The organism is Methyloversatilis thermotolerans (genome assembly GCF_000372885.1).
Taxonomy (GTDB): Bacteria; Pseudomonadota; Gammaproteobacteria; order Burkholderiales; family Rhodocyclaceae; genus Methyloversatilis; species Methyloversatilis thermotolerans.
This window is the reverse complement of sequence record NZ_KB889967.1, coordinates 2,189,423-2,212,564: the sequence shown is the minus strand read 5'-3', so window position 1 is coordinate 2,212,564 and position 23,142 is coordinate 2,189,423. Positions and strand designations below refer to the sequence as shown.

Genomic DNA, 23,142 nt, shown 5'->3' with positions numbered 1-23,142 from the left:
CGCGCAGCCCTGGAGAGGGGCGCGCCGGACCAGGGGTTCGCCCGCATCACGGCGTCCGGCCGCGAAGCGCGGTCACCGGACATCCGGGCGGCGCGACCGCGATTGTCGCGCCGCTCCGGTTATTCGTGCGGAACGGTGTCGGCGAGCGACGGCCTCTGCATGAGCTTGTCCTGCAGCCGGCCCAGATTGGGGTGTGCTGCCCGCCAATCGATCTGCGGCATGCGGAAATCGAGATAGCCCAGCGCACAGCCGACGGCAATGTCGGCCAGCGAAACGCCATTGCCATGGCACCACGCATTGTCGCCGACATCGTGCGCGAGCGCGGCAAGCGCGCGTTCGATCTTGGCCTGATGGCGTTCCATCCAGGCCGCACTGCGCTCTGCGTCGGGACGCTTCTTCTCGAGCACGATGACGACCGCGGCGTCGATCAGGCCGTCGGCCAGGGCCTCCCAGCGCTTGACCAGCGCGCGTTCGCGCGCCGGCGTAGGGAGCAGCTTGTTGTTTGGCGCCACGCCGTCAAGGTACTCGACGATGACGCGCGAGTCGTACAGGCAGGAGTCATCGTCCAGCACCAGAACCGGAATCTTGCCTAGCGGATTCAGGTCGGGAACACCGGTGGTATCGGGCCACGGCGAATCCACGACGAACTCGCAGTCGATCTTCTTTTCGGCAAGAACGGCGCGCGCCTTGCGGACATAGGGGCTGGTGTAGGAACCGACGAGTTTCATGGGCTGCACCGATAGACGACATCGGATTATACCGTCGGGCCAGTACTTGCCGCGCCGGAGGCTCGTTGCGCGCATGATAAAATTCGCAGTACGTCATGGATCAGCGTCCGCGCAGGCCGCGCCATGACGGTCTTTCACATCCATCTTTCCCGCAGGTTCCTCATGAGTGCCCATTCCCTTTCCGCGTTGTCGCCGCTGGACGGCCGTTACGCCGCCAAACTCGACCCCTTGCGCGGTCACTTCAGCGAATATGGCCTGATACGCAATCGCGTGCGCGTCGAGATCGCGTGGCTGCGCGCGCTCGCGGGCGCGCCGCAGGTAGCCGAGGTAAAGGCCTTCTCGCAGGCCACGCTGGACGAGCTGGATGCCGTCGTGCGCGATTTCGGCCTGGAGGACGCCGCTGCCATCAAGACTATCGAAGCGCGCACCAACCATGACGTGAAAGCCATGGAGTACTGGCTGAAGGAACGACTGGCGAAGAATGCCGAGGTGACCGGCGTATCGGAATTCATACATTTCGCCTGCACGTCGGAAGACATCAACAATGTGTCGCATGCGCTGATGCTGGAAGAAGGTCGGCGCGACGTGCTGCTGCCGGCGCTCGACGCCGCGATCGAACGCCTGCGCGCCATGGCGCACGAACTGGCCGATCTGCCCATGCTGTCGCGCACGCATGGACAACCCGCCAGCCCGACCACCCTGGGCAAGGAAATGGCCAATATTGCGGCGCGCCTCATGCGCGCCCGCGCACGCATCGCCGAAGTCAGCCTGACCGCCAAGTTCAATGGCGCGGTCGGCAATTACAACGCCCATCTGTCGGCCTATCCGGACATCGACTGGCCGCAGTTCAATCGCGTGTTCGTCGAATCCTTCGGGCTTGAATTCAATCCCTACACGATACAGATCGAGCCGCACGACGGGATGGCCGAACTGTTCGATGCAATGGCCCGCTGCAACACGATATTGCTCGACGCGGCGCGCGATTTCTGGATGTATATCTCGCTCGGTTACTTCAAGCAGAAGCTGAAGGAGGGCGAGATCGGCAGTTCCACCATGCCGCACAAGGTCAACCCGATCGATTTCGAGAATGCCGAAGGCAATCTCGGGCTGGCCAATGCCGTTCTTCGTCACCTGTCGGAAAAGCTGCCGGTATCGCGCATGCAGCGCGATCTGACCGATTCCACCGTACTGCGCAATATGGGCGTGGCGTTCGGTTACAGCGTGCTGGCGCTGGATTCGCTGTCGCGTGGCCTGAGCAAGCTGCTCGCCGCGCCCGAGGCACTGGCTGCCGATCTCGATGCCTGCTGGGAAGTGCTGGCGGAACCGGTGCAGACGGTGATGCGCCGCTATGGCGTGGCCAATCCGTACGAGCAGTTGAAGGCACTGACCCGCGGGCGCGGCATCGATCGTGACGCTCTGCATGCCTTCATATCCGGGCTGGACATACCGGCTGCCGAACGCGAGCGCCTGCTCGCCATGACGCCGGCCAGCTATATCGGCGAGGCGGCTCGCCTGGCGCGCGCCATCTGAGTCATCGAAGGAGTTGCAATGAGTTTCGCCGATACCCTGAAAACCTTGCCCGGCGTGTCCCATCTGTCCGCCATACAGTTGCTGGATGCCGCGGGTGAAGTGGTCGCCACGATAGAGAACAAGCCGGGGCAGGCCGGCTCGCTGGCGGTCTATAACCATCTCGCCCAGTTGCATGGCGCGATCGATGGCGATGCCGCCCGTCATGGTCTGGAGCTGTATGGCGAACATACCGCCGATGCGCAGGCCAATCCGGGCAAGCACCCGAATATCGATCGTCTGGCGGGGCTGCTGGAGAGCGGGCAATCCCTGCGCGTGAAACAGGTGTTCGCCCAGCCCTGATTTCCAGCCTCGCGCCCACAAAAAACCCGGCCATGGCCGGGTTTTTTGTGGGCGCGACCGGGCGGACTGTCAGACCACGGCTTCCTGCTTCTGCTTGGGCGGCTTCACCAGTTGTTCGCGCTTCACGCCCAGCCACATCACGAGCGGGCTGGCCACCAGCACCGACGAATAGATGCCGAAGCAGATGCCTATGGTCAGCGCAACCGCGAAGTAGTGCAGGGCCTGACCACCGAACAGCAGCATGGACAGCACCATCATCTGGGTGGACCCGTGCGTGATGATGGTGCGCGAAATGGTGCTGGTGATCGCGTGGTCCAGCACCTGTGGCACGGCCATGGTGCGCTTGCGGGGATTGCGGAACACCTCGCGCACCCGGTCGAACACCACCACCGATTCATTGACCGAATAACCCAGCACGGCCAGTACGGCGGCCAGGACAGGCAGCGAGAACTCCCACTGGAAGGCGGCGAAGAAGCCGAGAATGATCACCACGTCGTGCAGGTTGGCGATGATGGCAGCCACCGCGAAGCGCCATTCGAAGCGCATCGCGAGGTAGATCATGATGCCGATGATCACGAGCATGAGCGCGAGCGAGCCGTCCGCCGCCAGTTCCTTGCCCACCTGCGGGCCGACGTATTCGACCCGGCGCAGTTCCGGTTGCGGACCGGGCGCCGCGGCCAGCGCGCCCATCACGTGCTGGCTCACCTTGGCCGAATCGCTGTCCTTGATGAGGGGCAGACGGATCATCACGTCACGCGCGGTACCGAACTTCTGCACCTGAGGATCGCTGTAGCCGGCATCGGTCAGCGTCTTGCGTACCGCTTCGAGTTCCGGTGCCTCGCTGTAATTCACCTCCATCAGCGTGCCGCCGGTGAACTCCACCGACAGATGCAGGCCGCGCGTGGCCAGGAAGAACACGGCGAGCACGAAGGTGATGAGGGAAATGATGTTGAACACCAGCGCGTGCCGCATGAAAGGGATGTCGCGCCGGATGCGGAAGAATTCCATGGCTGTTCTTTTCCTGGCTGGGTTTCAGGCGCCGGTACCCGGCTTCCATACGGTGCCGATGGACACCTTCTCGAGCTTGCGGGCCCGGCCATACACGACATTGACCAGTGCGCGCGACACGACGACCGCGCTGAACATCGAGGTCAGGATGCCCAGGCAGTGCACCACGGCGAAGCCGCGCACCGGACCCGAGCCGAAAATGAGCAAGGCAAGGCCGGCGATCAGCGTCGTGATGTTGGAATCGAGAATCGTCGCCCAGGCGCGGTCGTAACCGGCGGCGATGGCTGCCTGCGGCGTGACACCGTTGCGCAGTTCCTCGCGCACCCGTTCGTTGATCAGCACATTGGCGTCGATCGCCATGCCCAGCGTGAGCGCGATCGCGGCGATGCCGGGCAGCGTGAGCGTGGCCTGCAAAAGCGACAGCAGTGCGATCAGGAACAGCAGGTTGGAAGCCAGTGCGGCGGTCGAAATGAAGCCGAACACCATGTAGTAGCCGATCATGAACACGGCGATGGCGACGAAGCCCCACAGCGTGGAATCGAAGCCTTTCTGGATGTTCTCGGCGCCCAGCGAAGGACCGATCACGCGTTCCTCGACGATTTCCATCGGCGCCGCGAGCGCACCGGAACGGATCAGGATGGCCAGCGTATTCGTTTCCTGCGGCGAGAACTGGCCGGTGATCTGGAAGCGGTCACCGAACTCGCCCTGGATGGTGGCGACCGAAATCGCCTCACCGCGCCCCTTCTCGAACAGCAGGATGGCCATCATCTTTTTCAGGTTCTCGCGCGTCACCGTGCGCATGATGCGGCCGCCGGTGGCGTCGAGCTTCACCGCCACCGCCGGGCGGTTGGCGTCGTCGAACGAGGCCTGCGCGGTTTCGAAGCGCTCGCCGGTCAGGATGACCTGCTTTTTGACCGGGACCTGGTTGATGTCGCCATTGCGCGAGCGCTCCGGGAACACGTCCAGCCCTTCGGTGACGCCGCTGATCATCGCTTCCTGGTCGACCAGACGCACTTCCAGCGTGGCGGTGCGGCCGATCAGATCCTTGGCCTTCGCCACGTCCTGCACCCCCGGCAACTGCACGACGATGCGGTCGGCGCCCTGCTGCTGGATGATGGGCTCGGCCACCCCCAGTTCATTGACCCGCTTCTGCAGCGTCAGGATGTTCTGCTTGATCGCCGATTCGCGCAGATCCTTTTCCGCGATCTCCTTCATGCGCCCGGTGTACACGTAATCCGCGCCGGACTGACTGGCCACCCATGCGAGATCGGGCAGGGCATCCTCGATGGCCCCCCGCGCGGCGCTGCGGCCCGCTTCGTCACGGAAGCGCAGCGTGATCGCATCGCCTTCGCGGTTGATGCCACCATGCCGGATGTTCTTCTCGCGCAGTTGAATGCGCAGGTCGGAGGCCATGGAATCCAGCCGCTTGGTCATCGCGCCCTTCATGTCCACCTGCAGCAGGAAGTGCACACCGCCGCGCAGGTCGAGGCCGAGGTACATCGGCAAGGCACCGACCGAATGCAGCCATTCCGGCGACTTGGAGAGCAGGTTCAGCGCCACCACGTAATGCGGATCCGCGGGATCCGGATTGAGAGCCCTTTCCAGGGCGTCGCGCGTCTTCAGTTGCGTGTCGGTATCGCCCAGCCGCACGCGCACGCCGGCGGTGTCGAGCGTGAGGCCGGTGTGCGCGATCGAGGCCTCCTTCAGGGATGTCTCGACGCGCGCCATCAGCGCGTTGTCCAGTGCGACGCCGGGCCGGGTGGTCGACACCTGCACGGCAGGCGCTTCGCCGTAGAAGTTGGGCAGGGTGTAGATCAGCCCGAGCAGCAGCGCCACGATCACCAGCGCGTTTTTCCAGAGCGGGTAGCGGTTCATTGCGGGGCGGGGGGCAGGGGAGGGATGGGGAAAATCGGGAGCGGGTGGCCGGACCACCCGCCGGATCGGCTCACAGCGCCTTCAACGTGCCCTTGGGCAGCACATTGGCGACGGCCTGGCGCTGCACCGCGACTTCGACGTTCGGGGCCAGTTCTATCGTCACGAAGGCGTCGCCGACCTTGGTGATGCGACCCGCCATGCCGCCCTGGGTGACCACCTCGTCACCCTTGGCAAGTGCCTCGACCAGGGCCTTGTGTTCCTTGGCGCGCTTCATCTGCGGACGGATCATCAGGAACCAGATCACGCCGAACATCAGGATGATGGGCAGCAGACCCATAAGGCCGCCGGTCGGATCCGAGGCACCGCCGGTTTGCGCGTAGGCAGGAGAAATGAACACTGAAGTCTCCGGATGGAATTGTTGGAAAGCGCGCAAGTATATCAGCCGCGCCATGACAGCCCGGGTGCGCCGGACGGAAGGGCCGGCGTGTGCGGGCGCTCACACGCCGCGCCTGCGATCGGCCAGAAAGGCGGCCGACCACTGGGCGAAATGCCCCGCTTCGATCGCCTCGCGCGCCTCGCGCGTGAACTGCTGGTAAAAATGCAGGTTGTGCAAGGTATTGAGTCGTGCGCCGAGCATTTCGTTGCAGCGGTGCAGGTGGTGCAGGTAGGCGCGCGTATAGCGGGTGCAGGTCGGGCATTCGCAGCTCGGGTCGACCGGTCCGGTGTCCTCCTTGTAGCGCGCGTTCTTCAGTTTGATGTCGCCGTAACGGGTGAACAGCCAGCCATTGCGCGCGTTGCGGGTCGGCATGACGCAGTCGAACATGTCGATGCCGTGCGCGATCGCGTGCACGATGTCCTCCGGTGTGCCCACACCCATCAGGTAATGCGGAGCGCTCGCCGGCAGTTTCGGCGCGGTGTGCGCGAGGATGCGCTGCATGTCTTCCTTCGGCTCGCCGACCGACAGTCCGCCGATCGCATAGCCATCGAAACCGATGTCCTCGAGCCCGGCGAGCGATTCGTCGCGCAGGTCCTCGTGCATGCCGCCCTGCACGATGGCGAACAGCGCATTGGTGTTGCCCAGCCGGTCGTGCGCATCGCGCGAACGGCGCGCCCAGCGCAGCGAAAGCCGCATCGATTCGGCAGCCTGCGCATGATCGGCCGGGTAGGGGGTGCATTCGTCGAAAATCATCACCACGTCGGAATCCAGGTCGTGCTGGATGCGCATCGATTCCTCCGGCGTGAGCATCAGCCGGTCGCCATTGATCGGGCTGGCAAAGCGCACGCCCTCCTCGCTGATCTTGCGCAGCGCGCCGAGCGAGAACACCTGGAAGCCACCCGAATCAGTCAGTATCGGCCGCTCCCAGCCCATGAAGCGATGCAGGCCGCGGTGTTTGCGGACGATGTCCGTACCGGGGCGCAGCCACAGGTGGAAGGTATTGCCGAGCACGATACGCGCGCCCATGTCCGCGAGTTCGTCCGGGTCCACGCCCTTGACCGTACCGTAGGTGCCGACCGGCATGAACACCGGCGTGTCGACCGTGCCGTGGGCCAGTGTGATGCGGCCGCGGCGAGCCTGTCCATCGGTGGCAATCAGTTCAAACTTCATCGGAATCCTTCATGCGCGCCGGAATGAACATGGCGTCGCCGTAGCTGAAAAAGCGGTAGCGCTGCGCCACGGCATGCGCGTAAGCGTCCAGGATGCGGCGCCGGCCCGCAAGCGCGGATACCAGCATGAGCAGGGTGGACTTTGGCAGATGAAAATTGGTGAGCAGTGCGTCCACTACGCGGAAGTCATAGCCCGGCGTGATGAACAGCCGGGTATCGCCGCTGCAGGCGGCCAGCGGACGGTCGCCACAGGCGGCCGCCGCCGATTCAAGGCAGCGCAGGCTGGTGGTGCCGACAGCGATCACGCGCCGACCGGCGGCCCGGGTGTCGGCGACCGCCTGCGCGGTTTCAGCGGAAAGATGGAAGCGTTCGCTGTGCATGCGGTGCTCCGCCAGGTTGTCCACCCGCACCGGCTGGAAGGTGCCGGCGCCGACATGCAAGGTCACGCGTGCAGTGCGCACACCCCGCGCTTCCACCGCGGCGAGCAGCGCATGGTCGAAGTGCAGGCCCGCGGTCGGTGCGGCCACCGAACCGGTCTCGCGCGCGAAGACGGTCTGGTAGCGTTCTTCGTCCGCCGGCGCGGCGGCGCGGTCGATATAGGGCGGCAGCGGCAGTCTGCCGTGCCTTTCCAGCAATTCGAGCAAAGGTGCGTCGGCCAGGCTGCGCAGCATGAAGAACTCGCCCTGGCGCCCGAGCACTTCGACCTCGAATGCGTCCTCGAGCTGCAGGCGACTGCCTGGCCGGGGTGTCTTGCTGGCCCGCACCTGGGCCAGCGCTTCGCGCTCACCGGTCAGCCGTTCGACCAGTACCTCGACCTGGCCGCCACTGTCCTTGCGGCCATACAGTCGGGCGTGCATCACGCGCGTGTCGTTGAACACCAGCAGGTCGCCCGGCTGCAGCCACTGCGGCAGTTCGCGGATGCCTGCATCCACGGGGGCGCGTTCGCCCAGCACCAGCAAGCGGCTGGCGCTGCGTTCCGGCAGAGGTGCCTGGGCGATCAGTTCTTCGGGCAGCGGGTAGTCGAAATCGGAAAGTGAGTGCACGGCGGTGTATTCGGGCAGGCGCAGCGCGGCGAACACTGCGAAAAACCGCGCATTGTACCGTCGGGTGACTTGCCGGACCCCGCCGGTCGCCCGCATAATCCCGCCTCTTCCCTGCCGGGATGGCGGAATCGGTAGACGCAGCGGATTCAAAATCCGCCGCCGCAAGGTGTGGGGGTTCGAGTCCCCCTCCCGGCACCACGATGTGGACAGGTATACTTGCCGGTTTTCACGCGTAGTGGCGAGCACGCCCAAACCACGTCCATCCGTGCAGGTCTTCCGCGCAATCCCGAATCATGCCGATACGCCCGTCGTGCTCACGATAGGCAACTTCGACGGCGTACACGTCGGCCACCAGGCACTGCTTGCCCGGCTTGCGGAGCGCGCGGCCGCGCTCGCCATGCCCGCGGCGGTCATGACCTTCGAGCCTCACCCGCGCGAATTCTTCCTGCACGAAAAAAGGCCTACCCGGCTGACCAGCCTGCGCGAGAAGCTCCAGCTCTTCGCTCACGCCGGTGTGCGCCGCGTATACGTCTGTCGCTTCAACGCGCGTTTTGCCGCGCTCGATGCGCAGGCTTTCATCGACGATCTGCTGGTGCGCGGCCTGGCGGTGCGTCATCTCATCGTCGGCGATGACTTCCGTTTCGGGCGCGGTCGCGAGGGCGATTTCGCCCGCTTGCACGAAGCCGGGCGCCAGTACGGTTTCGATGTCGCAAGCATGGATACGGTCGAGGTCGGCGGTGAGCGCGCATCCAGTTCGGCCGTGCGCGATGCGCTGGAAAAGGGCGAGCTGACGCGCGCGCGCCGGCTGCTGGGGCGGCCCTACGCAATCAGCGGACGGGTTGAACATGGCCAGAAAATCGGGCGGCAGCTTGGTTTTCCGACCGCCAACGTGCAACTGAAACATCGTTCGCTGCCACTGACAGGTATTTTTGCGGTCACGGTGACCGGCGGCGGCCTGGTCGACGCGCCGGGTGCGGCCAGCGTCGGCGTGCGCCCCACCATTGCCGATGGGCTGAAACCGACCTGCGAGGTCTACGTGCTGGACCGGGACGTGGATCTTTACGACAGGCATGTGACCGTACGCTTCTGCCACAAATTGCGCGACGAAGCCCGCTACGAAGGGCTGGACGCACTGCGTGCGGCGATCGCTCAGGACGTGGACGACACCCGCGCCTGGTTCGCCGCGCACCCGATTTCCGAAGACCGAACTGGCTGATCAAAGATGGCTGATTACCGCACGACGCTGAACCTGCCCGACACCGCTTTCCCGATGCGCGGTGACCTGCCCAAGCGCGAGCCCGGCTGGGTACAGCAATGGCAGCAGAGCCAGCTCTACCGCCGCATCCGCGAAAAGACGAAAGGTCGTCCGAAATTCGTGCTGCACGATGGCCCGCCCTATGCGAACGGCGATATTCACCTCGGTCACGCGGTCAACAAGATCCTGAAGGACATCATCGTCCGCTCCAAGACGCTGGCTGGTTTCGATGCGCCCTATGTGCCGGGCTGGGACTGCCACGGCCTGCCGATCGAGCACCAGATCGAGAAGAAGCACGGCAAGAACCTGCCTGCGTCCGAAGTGCGCAAGCTGTGTCGTGCCTTTGCCGCGGAGCAGGTGGACATCCAGAAGAAGGGTTTCATCCGCCTCGGCGTGCTGGCCGATTGGGACCGCCCCTACCGCACCATGGATTTCGGCAACGAGGCGGGCGAAATCCGCGCACTGGCCGAAATGGTGAAGAAGGGCTGGGTGTACCGCGGCCTGAAGCCAGTGAACTGGTGTTTCGACTGCGGATCGGCGCTGGCCGAAGCCGAGGTCGAATACCAGGACAAGGCGAGCCCGGCGGTGGATGTCGGCTTCCCGCTCGCGGAGCGCGAGCGTGCGCGCCTGGCGGCCGCCTTCGGCCTGGCCGGACTGCCCGCCGGCAGTGTGCATGCGGTGATCTGGACCACCACGCCATGGACGATACCGGCCAACCAGGCGCTCAACATGCATCCGGAGCATGTGTATGCGCTGGTGCAGACCGACGCCGGCTGTCTGGTGCTGGCCGAGGCGCTGGTCGACCAGAGCCTGAAGCGCTTCGGTCGCGAGGGGCGCGTGCTCGCCACCGCGACCGGCAACAAGCTGGAGCGCATCGCCTTCCACCACCCGCTTTACGAGCGCGAATCGCCGGTCTTCCTGGCCGACTACGTGGGCATCGACGCCGGCACCGGCATCGTGCACTGCGCGCCGGCCTATGGCGTGGATGACTTCAACTCCTGCATGAAGAACGGCCTGACCGTGGCCGACGTGTTGAATCCGGTACAGAGCAACGGCGTGTATGCCGAGTCCCTGCCCTTGTTCGGCGGCCTGCACATCTGGAAGGCGAATCCGGTCATCGTCGAGAAGCTGGCGGAGGTCGGCGCGCTGTTTTCGCACGAAAAGATCCAGCACAGCTACATGCACTGCTGGCGCCACAAGACGCCGCTCATCTACCGCGCCACCGCGCAGTGGTTCGTCGGCATGGACCTCAAGCCCGAAGGCGGCCTCAGCCTGCGCGAATCGGCGCTGGCCGCGATCGACAACACCGCGTTCTACCCGGACTGGGGCAAGGCACGGCTGGCGGCCATGATCGCCAACCGGCCGGACTGGTGCATCTCGCGCCAGCGCAACTGGGGCGTGCCGATTCCGTTCTTCATCCATCGCGAAAGCGGCGAGCTGCATCCGCGCACGGTCGAACTGATGGAAGCGGTGGCGACCCGCGTGGACGCTGAAGGCATCGACGCCTGGTTCAATCTCGACGCCACCGAACTGCTGGGCGCGGATGCGGCGCAGTACGAGAAGATCAGCGACACGCTGGACGTGTGGTTCGATTCCGGCGCTACCCACTGGCATGTGCTGCGCGGCTCGCACGCCGATCTGGCGCGCACCGACGGCGGCCCCGTGGCCGACCTCTACCTCGAAGGTTCGGATCAGCACCGCGGCTGGTTCCACTCATCGCTGCTGACCGGCTGCGCGATCGACGGCCAGGCGCCGTACCGCGCGCTGCTGACCCACGGTTTTACGGTCGACGCGCAGGGCCGCAAGATGTCCAAGTCGCTCGGCAACGGCATCGAACCGCAGGAAGTCGGCAACAAGCTGGGCATCGAAATCCTGCGCCTGTGGCTGGCGTCCACCGATTACTCGGGCGAGTTGTCGATCTCGAAGGAAATCCTTGACCGCGTGGTTGAAACCTACCGCCGGCTGCGCAATACGGTGCGCTTCCTGCTCGCCAACATCGCCGATTTCGACGCGCAGGCCGACATGCTGCCGGCCAACCAGTGGCTCACCATAGACCGCTACGCGCTGGCCCTGACGCGCGACCTGCAGGCGCGCGTGACCGCCGATTACGAGCGCTACGAGTTTCACCGCGTGGTGCAGGCGCTGCAGCACTTTGCGTCGGAAGACCTCGGCGCCTTCTACCTCGATGTACTGAAGGATCGCCTGTACACCACGGCCCCCGCGTCCCTCGCCCGCCGCTCGGCGCAGTCGGCGCTGTGGCATGTCGCCCAGACCCTGGTACGGCTGATGGCGCCGGTACTGGCCTTCACCGCCGAGGAAATCTGGACCGTGCTCGGCGACAAGGATGCCGACAGCGTCATGCTCACCACCTGGCATGTGCTGCCGGAACAGGCGGACGAAGCGGCACTGATGGCGAGCTGGAGCCGCATACGGGCACTGCGGGCGGAATCGGCGCGGGTGCTCGAGAACCTGCGATCGGAGGGCGGCATCGGTTCGTCGCTGCAGGCCGAAGTCGAGGTCGCGGCGTCGGGCGAGCTGTACGAGGATCTGGCGGCGCTCGGCGACGATCTGCGCTTTGTGTTGATCACCTCGGCGGCGACGCTGAAAAAGGTCGGAAACGAAGCGGAGCAGGGCGTCACGGCTGCGCCGAGCGCGCACGCGAAGTGCGCCCGCTGCTGGCACTACTGCGCGGATGTGGGCAGCAATCCGGAACATCCGGAACTGTGCGGCCGTTGCGATGCCAATCTGCACGGTGCGGGCGAAGCCCGCGAACATGCCTGACATGACGATGAATGCGCGCCTGCTCCTGTGGTTCGTCCTGGCTCTCGCGGTGGTGGGCGTGGACCAGCTCACCAAGCAGCTCATGATGGGCTGGCTGTCCTATGGCCAGAGCTGGCCGGTCACGCCATTCTTCGATCTGGTCCTGGTGTTCAACCCAGGTGCGGCCTTCAGCTTTCTCGCCGATCATGACGGATGGCAGCGCTGGTTCTTCATTGTCCTCACATCGGCGGTATCGGTGTGGCTGGTCCATCTGATACGCCGGCACGCACAGGAACGCCTGATGCCGACCGGCCTGTCACTGATACTGGGCGGGGCCATCGGCAACCTGATCGACCGCGTGCATTTCGGCGCGGTGATCGATTTCCTGTATTTTCACGCTGGCGGGCACGGTTTTCCGGCGTTCAATGTGGCGGATTCCGCCATCACCGTGGGCGTGGTGCTCATGCTGGCCGACCAGTTCGGACTCGCATCGCGCGCCTCCCGCGTGGAGAATGAAGCATGAGTGATACGGTGAAGCCGGACAGTCTGGTGACGCTGCATTTCCGCATTGCCCTGCCCGAGGGCGGGGCTGCGCTGATCAGTACCTTTGAATCGACGCCGGCCACGCTGCAGCTCGGTCGTGGCGAACTGGCGCCGGCGCTTGAGGCGCGACTCACCGGACTCGCCGTCGGGCGGCACGAGGTATTCGATCTGGCGCCGGGCGAGGTGTTCGGCGAGCACAAGCCGGATCTGGTCGAGCGTTTCGCGCGCCGCGACATTCCGGCCGATATCGAACTGGATGTGCATACCGTCATCGAATTCACCGACAACGACGGCAACAAGTTTCCCGGGCTGGTGCGCGAACTGGACGATCAGTCCGCGCTGATCGATTTCAACCATCCACTGGCGGGCCGGGCGGTCCGCTTTGAAGTCGAGGTGATCGGTGTCTCCTGATACTGCTGCATCCGAGGTCCTGCTTGCCAATCCGCGCGGCTTCTGTGCCGGCGTGGAGCGTGCGATCGCCATCGTCGAGCGCGCGCTGGAACAGTTCGGCGCCCCGATCTATGTACGCCATGAGGTGGTGCACAACAAGTTCGTCGTCGACAGCCTGCGCGCCAAGGGCGCCATATTCATCGATGATCTCGCGCTGGTACCCGCTGGCGCCACGCTCATCTTCAGCGCCCACGGTGTGCCGCAGGCGGTGCGCCACGATGCCGCCGGTCGAGGGCTGCGCGTGTTCGACGCCACGTGTCCGCTGGTGACCAAGGTGCACGTCGAAGTCGCGAAGATGCGCGAAGCGGGGCGGGAGATCATCATGATCGGCCACAAGGGGCATCCCGAGGTCGAGGGTACGATGGGACAGTCCGAAGGTGGCATGCATCTGGTCGAGACGGTGGCCGATGTCGCTGCGCTGAGCATCGTCGACCCCGACAAGCTGGCCTATGTCACGCAGACCACGCTGTCGGTCGACGACGCCCAGACCATTGTCGACGCCCTGCGCGCCCGATTTCCGGCCATCGTCGGTCCGAAGCGTGACGACATCTGTTACGCGACCCAGAACCGCCAGGATGCGGTCAAATTCATGGCACCGCGCAGCGATCTGGTTCTGGTGGTCGGGTCCATCAACAGTTCCAATTCGAACCGTCTGCGCGAGGTCGCGGAGCAGTACGGGGTACCGGCGCATCTGATCGACAACGCGAGCCAGATCGATCCGGCGTGGCTGGTCGGCCGCAAACGCATCGGTGTCACGGCGGGTGCTTCCGCACCGGAAGTGCTGGTGGATGAGGTGATCGCGCGCCTGCGAGACCTGGGCGCCGCTGCAGTACGTACGCTGGAGGGCACCCCCGAGAACGTCAGTTTTCCACTGCCGCGAGAATTGAATGCCTGAGGTGTGTTGATGATTGTTTCTTCAGTGCTTTTCCGCTCGCCGGACCGTGCCGCAGCACTTTGCGTGTTGCGCCGCCGTTTCATATACTGGCAGTCATGAAGACTTTCCTTACACGCGATCAGGTGGTCGAGCTGCTGCGCAGCCGCGATATCAACCTCACCCAGCCGCGCATAGACATTGCGCATGTGCTGTTTTCGCGCATGGAACACCTGTCGGCCGACCAGATTCTTTCCCTGGTCAACGAAAGTTCGCCCTCGGCATCCAAGGCCACCGTATACAACACGCTCAAGGTGCTGCGCGAGGCCGGCCTGATCCGTGAAGTCATCGTTGATCCGACTCGTGTGTTCTTCGATCCGAATACCGAACCTCATCACCATCTGTTCGACGTGGTGAGCGGCTGTCTGACCGACATTCCGGATCATTCATTGCGCATCGAAGGCATGCCGGTGCTGCCGGAAGGCATGGTGGCCGACGGAATAGACATCATCGTCCGCGTGCGTCCTGCCGGAGCGCAGGAAACCCTTGTCGCGTGAGCGCGCGATTGGCGCAGATTCGCATTGATTTCGGCTTCCCGTGCGGCTATCATGCGCGCTCTTTTGCAGGGCCGCTGTAGCTCAGTCGGTAGAGCAGCGCATTCGTAATGCGAAGGTCACCAGTTCGATTCCGGTCAGCGGCACCAGTTTGCAAGGCATACAGGCCAGTCCTTCGGGACTGGCTTTTTGCTTTCCGGAGCCCGAAAAAGCAGACGCCACTGTTTCGCAGTGGCAAAGAAAAGACGGCTGTTCGGCTGCGGCAAAGAAAAAAGCCGCTGTTCGGCAGCGGCTTTGGACGGCAGGGCGGCGATGGGATCCGGTCAGCCGTTGACGCGTCTTTCTTCGTCGACCGTCCGGACCGTCGCCGACATCGACAGCGGCACGCTGTGCGTGCGCAGCGCGGCAGTCACGAAATGCATGGGCGCGATTTCGTGGCGGAACAGGTAGGCAAGTACCTTCTGCGTATTCCACGACTCGGGCAGTGCGATGTGAATGGCGCTCGCGGCATCGGGTTCGAGAGCGGTCGCGACCAGCCAGGCACCGATCTGTTCGCGCAACAGGAAGCGACTTTTCAGCGGGCTTGCCGCGAGCGACATGCCGGGCGCTTCGGACAGCCGGATGGCCAGAGCGCGGGCGAGGGGAATCCAGTCCGCCTCGACATTCTGACCATGGCATGCGGCCAGCGAGGCATGTTCGCGTTTCAGGAAATCGGCAAGCAGTGCGGCAAGATCGCTGGCCGTCCAGTGGCGCGATCCGGCAAGCGTTTCGCCAGCGGCGTTCGCGTGGCGCGGAGCATTGGCAGAAAAGCGCGGCCAGCCTGACCCTGCCCGGATGGGCAGGGTGGCGCCATCGACCGCCTGCGGTCGATGGACCTCTTTCCCCTCGTTCAGACGTGCACCCATGGCATACCTTTTGATTTGTTGGTTCGATGGTAATGCTGCGATGTGTCATTCCTGAGAACTTAGGTCACCCGGACTAAGGGTATACCCTGGTCTCGCAGCCGGCCATCGTGCGCTGTGCATGCAGGTCGCCGGCTCCGATCCACCGTGAAGGTCGATCGGATGCAAGCCTCGTCTCAAGTTCCGCCGGTTGGGTGTGCTGCAGTACAGTGCCTCCAGAGGGAATCCTGCATGTTCCGTCTGGTCCGAACAAGAACCCTGACTGTTATCGACACAGAAAGACAAAAATGAAGAACTCTTTTGCCCGTGCGATCCATCTTCGCGACTACCGTGCTCCCGCCTGGTGGGTCGATACCGTCGATCTGGATGTGTCCATCGCCGACGATGGCTCGACGGAGGTGACGGCCCGGCTGGCAGTGCGCCGGAATGCCGCCGTGCCGGCGCAGGTGCTTGCGCTGGATGGCGAGGAACTCGAACTGCTCGGCCTGGCGGTCGACGGGCGGCCGCTGCCGGCGCCGGCCAGCTTCATTCGCGACGGCAGGCTGGAACTGGCTGACCTGCCGGAACAGTGCACGCTGGAGACACGGGTCCGTATCCAGCCCGATCGCAACACCACGCTGTCCGGCCTCTATCGTTCGCGCGACGGCTACTTCACCCAGTGCGAGGCGGAGGGCTTTCGCCGCATCACCTGGTTTCCCGACCGGCCGGACGTCATGTCACGCTACACCGTGACGCTGCATGCCGACCGGACGCGCTTCCCGGAGCTGCTCGCAAACGGCAATCTGGTTGCGAGCGGTGACGAGGCGGGCGGGCGCCACTGGGCGCGCTGGGTCGATCCCTTTCCCAAGCCTTGCTACCTGTTCGCCATGGTGGCCGCGAAGCTGGACCGGCTGGATGATCGCTACACGACCGCGTCCGGCCGGGCGGTTGACCTGGCGATCTACGTCGAACCGGGCAAGCTGGATCAATGCGGTTTCGCGATGCATGCGCTGAAGAAATCGATGCGCTGGGACGAGCGGCGTTTCGGACTCGAACTGGATCTAGATCGCTACATGATCGTCGCCGTCGGCGATTTCAACATGGGCGCGATGGAGAACAAGGGTCTGAACATCTTCAACACCAAGTATGTGCTGGCGCGGCCCGATATCGCGACCGATGTCGATTACATGAACATCGACCGCGTGGTGGCGCACGAGTACTTCCACAACTGGACCGGCAACCGCGTCACCTGCCGCGACTGGTTCCAGCTTTCGTTGAAGGAAGGGCTCACCGTGTTCCGCGACCAGGAATACGGTTCCGACGAGTATTCGCGCGCGGTGCAGCGCATTCAGGAGGTGCGCGGCCTGCGCGCCGCGCAGTTCCCGGAGGATGCCGGTCCGATGGCCCATCCGGTGCGGCCGGCCAGCTACGAGGAAATCAACAACTTCTATACCGCCACGGTCTATGAAAAGGGCGCCGAGGTGGTCCGCATGATCCACACCCTGCTCGGCGAGGACGGATTCCAGCGTGGCATGAAGCTCTATTTCCAGCGGCACGACGGGCAGGCGGTCACCTGCGACGATTTCGTGTCGGCCATGCAGGACGCATCCGGCGTGGACCTCACACAGTTCCGGCGCTGGTACGAACAGGCCGGCACGCCCCGTGTGAACGCCGAAACCTCATTCGATGCCGCGCTCGGCCGGTGGACGCTCACGCTGTCGCAGTCCAATCCGGAAACCGCCTACGAGAAAAGGTTGAAGGAGGAGGGGCTGAGCTTCCCGCGCGGTCCCCTTCACATTCCGGTGGCGCTCGGCCTGCTCGACGCCGACGGTCGCGAAGTCCTGCCGACCACAGTGCTGTCGCTGACCGACACGACCCAGACCTTCACCTTCGATCTGTCGCAGTGCGGATTGAAAGCCGCGCCGCTGCCGTCGCTGCTGCGCAATTTCTCGGCCCCGGTCGCACTCGATTTCGAATGCGACGACCGCGCGCTGGCCACGCTGATGGCGCATGACAAGGACGAATTCAATCGCTGGGAGGCGGGCCAGCGGCTCGCCACCCGGCTCATGCTGGCGCAGGTAGCGCAACTGCAGGCGGGGCGTGAAGCGCTCGTGCCGCCCCTGTTCGTCGAGGCCTTCGCCGCCGTGCTCGCGCAGTCGGATGCCGATCCGGCTTTCGCTGCGGAAGCGCTCACGCTGCCGTCCGAAGCCTGGCTGGGCGACCAGATGGCAATCATTGACCCGGATGCCATCCATGCGGTGCGCCGACTGTTCCGTCGCACGCTTGCCGAACGGCTGCGCGGGCCGTTCGAGCAGGTGATGGCGCGCATGTCGGCACCGGGCCCTTATGCGCCGGAACCGGCGGCCATGGGACGGCGTGCGCTGCGCAACCTGGCGCTCGGCTATCTGATGGCGCTCGACGACAGCGCGGTGCAGTTGCGTGCCTTGTCGCAGTTCCGCGAGGCCGACAACATGACCGACCAGTTCGCCGCGTTTTCGCTGCTGGCGCATAGTGAAACGCCGCTGCGCGAAGTCGTGCTGAACGAGTTCCTCGCACGCTGGAAGGACGAGGCGCTGGTGGTCGACAAATGGCTGTCGGTGCAGGCCACCTCGCCCTTGCCCGACACGCGCGCGCGTGTGCGCGAACTGATGGCCCATCCGGCCTTCGACCTGAAGAATCCGAACAAGGTGTATGCGCTGGTGCGCACCTTCTGCGCCGCCAATCCGCTGCATTTCCACGCTGCGGACGGATCGGGCTACGCCTATGCGGCGGGCGTCATCCGCGAGCTGGATCCGGTGAATCCGCAGGTCGCCTCCCGCGTCGCCCGCGCCTTCGATCGCTGGAAGCGCTTCGACGAAGGCCGTCAGGGCCATGCCCGCAAGGCGCTCGAAAGCATACGCGATCTGCCGGGCCTGTCGGCCGATGTGGCGGAGGTGGTGGGTCGGGCGCTGGCCTGAGCGAGATACCCGGGGGCAGGGCGGAGCCGGCCTTGCGGCCGGCATTTTTCCCGTTCCCCTTTCCTGGCGCGCGGCCCGGGCGTCAAACCGGCCGCATGTAGGTGTGCAGGCGCACCGTCGTGTCGCGCAGGCGCTGCGCCAGGGTACGCGCCAGATTGGCGTACAGGGTGGCGGCGATGTCGGGAGCGTCGCGTTGCAGTCGTTCCAGCGCGGCGCGGTCGAGCACCAGCGCTTCCACCGTGGTGTCGGCAATCGCGTCGGCCGCCCGCGCTTTGTTTTCGATCAGACCCATCTCGCCCACCGTCAGGCCCGCGCTGATGCAGGCCACGCGCACCGCGCTGCCGCCGTTCTCGCTGCGCATGATGCTCACGCTGCCGGCCAGCAGCACGTACATCGCATCGCTGTCCTCGCCGGCGCGGAACAGCGTCTGCCCGCGCGCGAAGGCGCCCGGTTTCATCAGACTTCCCAGGCGTTGTGCCTGCTCGCGCGTCATGCCGGCGCACAGATCCAGCCGGTGCAGCGAGCTCGTGTCTTCCAGCCGGCGGGTCGCCGACTGCGACTCGAGCACCTGGTTCTCCACCCATTCGAGCGCGGCGTCCGCGTTGGGGAACCAGCTGCCTGCCGGCAGCACGCGTTTCAGTCCGCTGCGTGCAAGAAATACGCCGCGCGGCCCTTCCGGGTCCAGTCCGGCGATCACCAGACGGGTGCGTCGTGTGCGCAGTCTGTGCGCCATGCGCTGCAGTACCTGCGCGGCGGACAGATCGATGTCCACCAGGCGCGAACAGTCGAGCACGATGTAACGGGCGCGAGGCACGCGCGTCTCTATCGCCTCTTCAAGTTCCTCCGCGGTGCCGAAGAACAACAGGCCCTCCAGCTCGATCAGGGCATAGCGATGCGCCTGTGCGGTCAGGCGCAACTGCTGCCACAGCGGCCGCATCTGCAGGCTGGCGGCGACGCTGCCATCCACCACCTGACGCAGCACGCTGCGGCTGTGGTCGCGCGCGAACAGGAACATGGCGCCGATCAGGCCGGCGGCCACCGCTTCGAGCAATCCGACCAGAACCGCGACCAGCGTGACCAGTGCGCTGATCGCCAGATTGGACATCAGTCGCCGGTCCGGGAAAGATCGTCCGACTCGGCATTCGAGCAGGGCCTGGACGCTCCAGCGGTCGATCACGCCGATCGACAGCAATATCAGGCTGGCACCCACGGTGGCGCGTGGAATCAGCTCGAGCAATCCGCCGCCGCACAGCCACAGCAGCATCAGGACGCACACGTATACCAGCGCCGGCACGCGCGTGCGCGCTCCGGCGGCAAACGCGGTGGTGGCGCGTGATACCGCGGCGGCGGCGGGCAGTCCGCCCGCCGGTGCGAGCGCCAGATTGGCGATACCCACCGCGGCTAGTTCGCGCCGCGTGTCGTGACGCACATGGGTCAGTCCATCGAGACGACTGGCCGCGAAAAGCGTTTCCAGCGACGAAACGAGGGCGATCGCGACGCTCGCTCCGGCGACGCTCCTCAACCAGTCGCCGTCGGCACCGAGGATGGCCGGAAGATGCGTCAATGGTTCGAAGGACAGGCTGGCGCCTGCCGGCGAACCCAGCATGCGCCCCGCGTCCATCCCGGCCGCGGCCAGAGCGTGATGCAGCGCCGCCGAAATGGCCAGCAGCGCAGGAAGAACCGGCCACGCCGGCCAGCGGCGCGGCAGCAGCAGACCGGGAAGGACGACCACGGCGGTGACGGCGAGCAATCCCGGGGTCAGCATCCAGTGGCCGTGTTCGACGAACACGAGCTTGAGGCCGCCCGCCATCATCAGTATCGCCACGCCGTTGAAGAAGCCGGCCTGTACCGGATAGGGCACGAAACGCACGAAACGCGCCCAGCCGGCCAGCGCGGCCACGATCTGCAGCAACGCTGCACCGGCCACGGCCAGCGTCACCGCCAGCAGGGCGGACGTACCCGCGGCCAGCCCGGGCAGCGATGCGGGCGATGCGTTCACCTGGCTGATCAGACCGGCAACGATGAGCGCCAGAGCCGGTCTGGCGCCATGGATCTGGCCGGTGCGGCAGCCGGCGATCTGTGCGGCCGCCGCGCCGAGCATGCCGGCCAGCATGGCCGCCAGCATGCCGTGCCCTTCATGCGCGCTGCCCAGCGCGGCGAAGGCGAGCAGCCCGTAGCTCAGTTCGTTCGGGATGGAGGTGGTGGCGACAGTGAGTCCGGCGGCGATTTCCCGCAGCCAGCGCTTCACCGGGCGCGCGGGCTGCTCATCTGGCTGAGAATCGGTCATGAGGTCGAGTGCCGTGATCCACGCCGACGGGGGCGTCACCCAAACTCTCAAGCATAAGGCGGAAGGGATGTCAGTTTGACGACAGGCGCTGACCGGATCGCTCCAGCAAGCCTGACCGCAGCTTGCCCCTCCCCTCAGTCCGTCGCGATCATCGCCTCGAACGCCAGCGCGGCCGGGCTGAGCGGGCGGCGCGGAAGGCGCAGGCGATAGAGCTGGCGGGTCAGTTCGATGCCCGCCAGCGTGAGCGTGGCGACCTTGCCCAGTGCGATCTGGTCGGCAGAACTGACGCGCGGCACCATGGACACGCCGCCTCCCGCGGCCACCATCTGTATCACCGATTCGGTGCTGCCGGCTTCTATCGTGTGGGCGGGCGAGATGCCCAGTGTGTCGAGCCAGCGGTTCATCACCTCGCGGGTGCCGGAACCCGGCTCGCGCACGATCCAGGTCACGTCCTTCAGATCGTCGGCACTCACCGTGCCGGCACGGGCCAGTTCGCTGTCGGGCGGGGCCACGATGAGCAGGATTTCGTCGCGCCACGGGCGCGATTCGATACGCTCGTCCTCAACCGGACCCTCGACCAGTGCGATGTCTATCTCGCAGGCGAGCAGGCGTTCCGCGATGGTCTGCGTGTTGGCGCTGGTCAGGCTGAGCGAAATGCCCGGGTGTGCCTGGGCGAAATCGGCCACATAGCCCGGCAGCCAGTACCCGGCCACGGTGAGGCTGGCGCCGATGCGCAGGCGGCCACGCTCCAGGTTGGAATAGGCCTGCAGTGCTTCCAGCGCCGCGCGCTCCATGGCGAAGATGGCCGCCGCATGCTCGAACAGCACCTGGCCCGCTTCGGTCAGCGACACCACGCGCGCACCGCGTTCGATCAGCACCACGTCGAGCTGATCCTCCAGTTCGCGCAAGGCCTTGGATACTGCCGGCTGGCTGATGCCCAGGTGTTCGGCGGCGCGCGAGAAGCTCGCATGCTCGCCGACGGTGTGGAAGATGCGCAGCAGATGCAGGTTCATGGACGGATGCCGGGTTCAGAAGGGCGCATTGTTTCCATTGTTTCATATCCGCGGAAACGACAAGGCCCGCACGAGGCGGGCCTGTCCGGTCGGCGGCGGGGTGGCCGGCAGGTGTCAGCCGGCCATCTGCACCGGAATCTGTCCGCGCCTGTCGACGATGCGGTTCTTGCTGTCGACATAGACCAGTTTCGGTTCGTAGCGCGCCAGTTCCAGTTCGGAGTACTGCGCGTAGCAGGCGATGATGAGCAGATCGCCCGCCGCCGCCTTGCGGGCGGCAGCGCCATTGACCGAAATGATGCCGGAGCCGCGTTCCGCGCTGATGGCGTAGGTCGAGAAACGCTCGCCGTTATCGACGTTGTAGATGTCGATGGCCTGGTACTCGCGGATGTCCGCGGCGTCGAGCAGGTCCTGGTCGATGGCACACGAACCTTCGTAATGCAGTTCCGAGTGCGTGGTGGTGACGCGGTGCAGCTTGGACTGAAGCATCGTACGTTGCATGAGGCGCTCCTCAAATATCGCGCTGTTCGGACAACACGCGCACGCGGGGCATGCGCGACAGTGCGCTACTGGAACGCCACCGGCCTGAGCGCATCGTGGCGACCTACACTTCCAGATTGTCGATCAGGCGCGTCGTCCCGAGCAGGGCGGCGGCCAGGATCACCAGTCTGGATTCGTGAGCGGCCGGCGATTGTAAGTCGGCTTGTCGTCGCACCGCAATATATTGTGGTGACCAGCCACTGTCACGAAGTCGGGACAGTGCGTCCGCCTCGATGCGCGGGTAGTCCCGGTCGCCCGCGCGTACGGCCTCGCGTGCCGCCGACAGTACCTGGAACAGCAAGACCGCCCGCGCGCGTTCATCCGGCGACAGATAGCCATTGCGCGAGGACAAGGCCAGGCCGTCGCCGGCGCGCAGGGTTTCGCCGCCGACGATGGCGATGGGCAGCGCCAGCTGCTGCACCAGTTGCCGTATCACCATGAGCTGCTGGTAGTCCTTCTTGCCGAACAGCGCGATGTGCGGCTGCACGATATTGAACAGCTTGCACACCACGGTCGCGACGCCGGTGAAGAAGCCGGGCCGGAAGGCGCCTTCCAGGATGTCGGACAGAGCCGGGTCGGGCACCACGCGCAGGGTCTGGGCCTGCGGGTAGAGCTCGGATTCGTCCGGCGCGAATACGTGGGCCACGCCGGCGTCACGCATGCGCGCGCAGTCGGCGTCCAGCGTGCGCGGATAGCGGTCGAAATCCTCGTTCGGACCGAACTGCAGCCGGTTCACGAACACGCTGGCGACCACCACGTCCGCCATGTCCCGCCCCTGCGTCATCAGCGAGGCATGACCTTCGTGCAGATTGCCCATGGTGGGCACGAAGGCGATGCGCGCGCCGCGCGCGCGCTCGGCATCCAGGGCGGCACGCAGGCCGGCTATCGTCGGATGGATCTGCATCG

The 23,142-nt window shown here is 65.3% G+C and carries 20 protein-coding genes and 2 tRNA genes; 11 read left to right on the top strand and 11 right to left on the bottom strand.

The window, feature by feature from the left end:
- Window positions 1-119: 119 nt before the first annotated feature.
- Entirely contained in the window at window positions 120-728 is a 609-nt protein-coding gene (locus A3Q7_RS0109735; protein ID WP_018411677.1) for a glutathione S-transferase, read from the bottom strand.
- 162 nt (window positions 729-890) lie between these two features.
- Between A3Q7_RS0109735 and purB the strand changes: the two genes are divergently transcribed.
- Entirely contained in the window at window positions 891-2,258 is a 1,368-nt protein-coding gene (purB, locus tag A3Q7_RS0109730) for an adenylosuccinate lyase (protein WP_018411676.1), read from the top strand.
- 18 nt (window positions 2,259-2,276) lie between these two features.
- Window positions 2,277-2,597: a DUF2322 family protein gene (locus A3Q7_RS0109725; protein ID WP_018411675.1), complete on the top strand. Its 321-nt coding sequence runs from the start codon at window positions 2,277-2,279 to the stop codon at window positions 2,595-2,597.
- Window positions 2,598-2,666: 69 nt separating this feature from the next.
- On the opposite strand, the gene secF is transcribed toward A3Q7_RS0109725, so the two are convergent.
- From secF to queA, 5 genes are all read right to left on the bottom strand, one after another.
- Window positions 2,667-3,605, bottom strand: a complete 939-nt coding sequence (secF, locus tag A3Q7_RS0109720) for a protein translocase subunit SecF (protein ID WP_018411674.1) — start codon at window positions 3,603-3,605, stop codon at window positions 2,667-2,669.
- Window positions 3,606-3,629: 24 nt separating this feature from the next.
- Complete coding sequence (gene secD / locus A3Q7_RS0109715; RefSeq protein WP_018411673.1) at window positions 3,630-5,480, bottom strand: protein translocase subunit SecD; 1,851 nt, start codon at window positions 5,478-5,480, stop codon at window positions 3,630-3,632.
- Between the two features lie 70 nt (window positions 5,481-5,550).
- The gene (gene yajC / locus A3Q7_RS0109710; RefSeq protein WP_026224679.1) at window positions 5,551-5,877 is read right to left on the bottom strand and encodes a preprotein translocase subunit YajC; all 327 of its coding nucleotides are present in this window, start codon (window positions 5,875-5,877) and stop codon (window positions 5,551-5,553) included.
- 99 nt (window positions 5,878-5,976) lie between these two features.
- Complete coding sequence (gene tgt, locus A3Q7_RS0109705) at window positions 5,977-7,086, bottom strand: tRNA guanosine(34) transglycosylase Tgt (RefSeq protein WP_018411671.1); 1,110 nt, start codon at window positions 7,084-7,086, stop codon at window positions 5,977-5,979.
- Window positions 7,076-8,128 carry a tRNA preQ1(34) S-adenosylmethionine ribosyltransferase-isomerase QueA gene (gene queA, locus A3Q7_RS0109700; RefSeq protein ID WP_040570910.1) on the bottom strand — a complete coding sequence of 351 codons (1,053 nt, stop codon included), beginning with the start codon at window positions 8,126-8,128 and terminating at the stop codon, window positions 7,076-7,078. The genes tgt and queA overlap by 11 nt, the downstream gene beginning before the upstream one ends.
- Window positions 8,129-8,241: 113 nt before the next feature.
- On the opposite strand from queA, the gene A3Q7_RS0109695 reads away from it, so the two are divergent.
- The 8 genes from A3Q7_RS0109695 to A3Q7_RS0109660 all read left to right on the top strand — a co-directional run bounded on the left by A3Q7_RS0109695 (window position 8,242) and on the right by A3Q7_RS0109660 (window position 14,710).
- Window positions 8,242-8,326 (top strand) — tRNA-Leu (locus A3Q7_RS0109695).
- 67 nt (window positions 8,327-8,393) lie between these two features.
- The gene (locus A3Q7_RS0109690) at window positions 8,394-9,344 is read left to right on the top strand and encodes a bifunctional riboflavin kinase/FAD synthetase (RefSeq protein WP_018411669.1); all 951 of its coding nucleotides are present in this window, start codon (window positions 8,394-8,396) and stop codon (window positions 9,342-9,344) included.
- Between the two features lie 6 nt (window positions 9,345-9,350).
- Window positions 9,351-12,164, top strand: a complete 2,814-nt coding sequence (ileS, locus tag A3Q7_RS0109685; protein ID WP_018411668.1) for an isoleucine--tRNA ligase — start codon at window positions 9,351-9,353, stop codon at window positions 12,162-12,164.
- Between the two features lie 7 nt (window positions 12,165-12,171).
- On the top strand, window positions 12,172-12,666 hold the full coding sequence (gene lspA / locus A3Q7_RS0109680) for a signal peptidase II (RefSeq protein ID WP_026224677.1): 495 nt from the start codon (window positions 12,172-12,174) through the stop codon (window positions 12,664-12,666).
- Window positions 12,663-13,097, top strand: coding sequence for an FKBP-type peptidyl-prolyl cis-trans isomerase (gene fkpB / locus A3Q7_RS0109675; protein WP_018411666.1), 435 nt, complete (start codon window positions 12,663-12,665; stop codon window positions 13,095-13,097). Before lspA ends, fkpB begins: the two co-directional genes overlap by 4 nt.
- The gene (gene ispH, locus A3Q7_RS0109670; protein ID WP_018411665.1) at window positions 13,087-14,031 is read left to right on the top strand and encodes a 4-hydroxy-3-methylbut-2-enyl diphosphate reductase; all 945 of its coding nucleotides are present in this window, start codon (window positions 13,087-13,089) and stop codon (window positions 14,029-14,031) included. The genes fkpB and ispH overlap by 11 nt, the downstream gene beginning before the upstream one ends.
- A gap of 95 nt (window positions 14,032-14,126) precedes the next feature.
- Entirely contained in the window at window positions 14,127-14,564 is a 438-nt protein-coding gene (locus tag A3Q7_RS0109665) for a Fur family transcriptional regulator (RefSeq protein WP_018411664.1), read from the top strand.
- Window positions 14,565-14,634: 70 nt separating this feature from the next.
- Window positions 14,635-14,710 (top strand) — tRNA-Thr (locus tag A3Q7_RS0109660).
- A gap of 174 nt (window positions 14,711-14,884) precedes the next feature.
- Here A3Q7_RS0109660 and A3Q7_RS0109655 read toward each other — a convergent pair.
- Window positions 14,885-15,466, bottom strand: a complete 582-nt coding sequence (locus A3Q7_RS0109655; RefSeq protein ID WP_018411663.1) for a hypothetical protein — start codon at window positions 15,464-15,466, stop codon at window positions 14,885-14,887.
- A gap of 284 nt (window positions 15,467-15,750) precedes the next feature.
- On the opposite strand from A3Q7_RS0109655, the gene pepN reads away from it, so the two are divergent.
- The gene (gene pepN, locus A3Q7_RS0109650) at window positions 15,751-18,399 is read left to right on the top strand and encodes an aminopeptidase N (protein ID WP_018411662.1); all 2,649 of its coding nucleotides are present in this window, start codon (window positions 15,751-15,753) and stop codon (window positions 18,397-18,399) included.
- A gap of 82 nt (window positions 18,400-18,481) precedes the next feature.
- Here pepN and A3Q7_RS0109645 read toward each other — a convergent pair whose 3' ends face one another.
- The 4 genes from A3Q7_RS0109645 to panC form a co-directional block, all read right to left on the bottom strand.
- Window positions 18,482-20,725, bottom strand: coding sequence for an SLC26A/SulP transporter family protein (locus A3Q7_RS0109645; protein ID WP_157278160.1), 2,244 nt, complete (start codon window positions 20,723-20,725; stop codon window positions 18,482-18,484).
- A 95-nt stretch (window positions 20,726-20,820) separates the two neighbouring features.
- Window positions 20,821-21,699, bottom strand: coding sequence for a LysR family transcriptional regulator (locus A3Q7_RS0109640; RefSeq protein WP_018411660.1), 879 nt, complete (start codon window positions 21,697-21,699; stop codon window positions 20,821-20,823).
- A gap of 114 nt (window positions 21,700-21,813) precedes the next feature.
- Window positions 21,814-22,197: an aspartate 1-decarboxylase gene (gene panD / locus A3Q7_RS0109635; protein WP_026224676.1), complete on the bottom strand. Its 384-nt coding sequence runs from the start codon at window positions 22,195-22,197 to the stop codon at window positions 21,814-21,816.
- A gap of 103 nt (window positions 22,198-22,300) precedes the next feature.
- Window positions 22,301-23,140 (bottom strand): pantoate--beta-alanine ligase, encoded by an 840-nt coding sequence (gene panC / locus A3Q7_RS0109630; RefSeq protein WP_018411658.1) that lies wholly within the window; start codon window positions 23,138-23,140, stop codon window positions 22,301-22,303.
- Window positions 23,141-23,142: the final 2 nt, after the last annotated feature.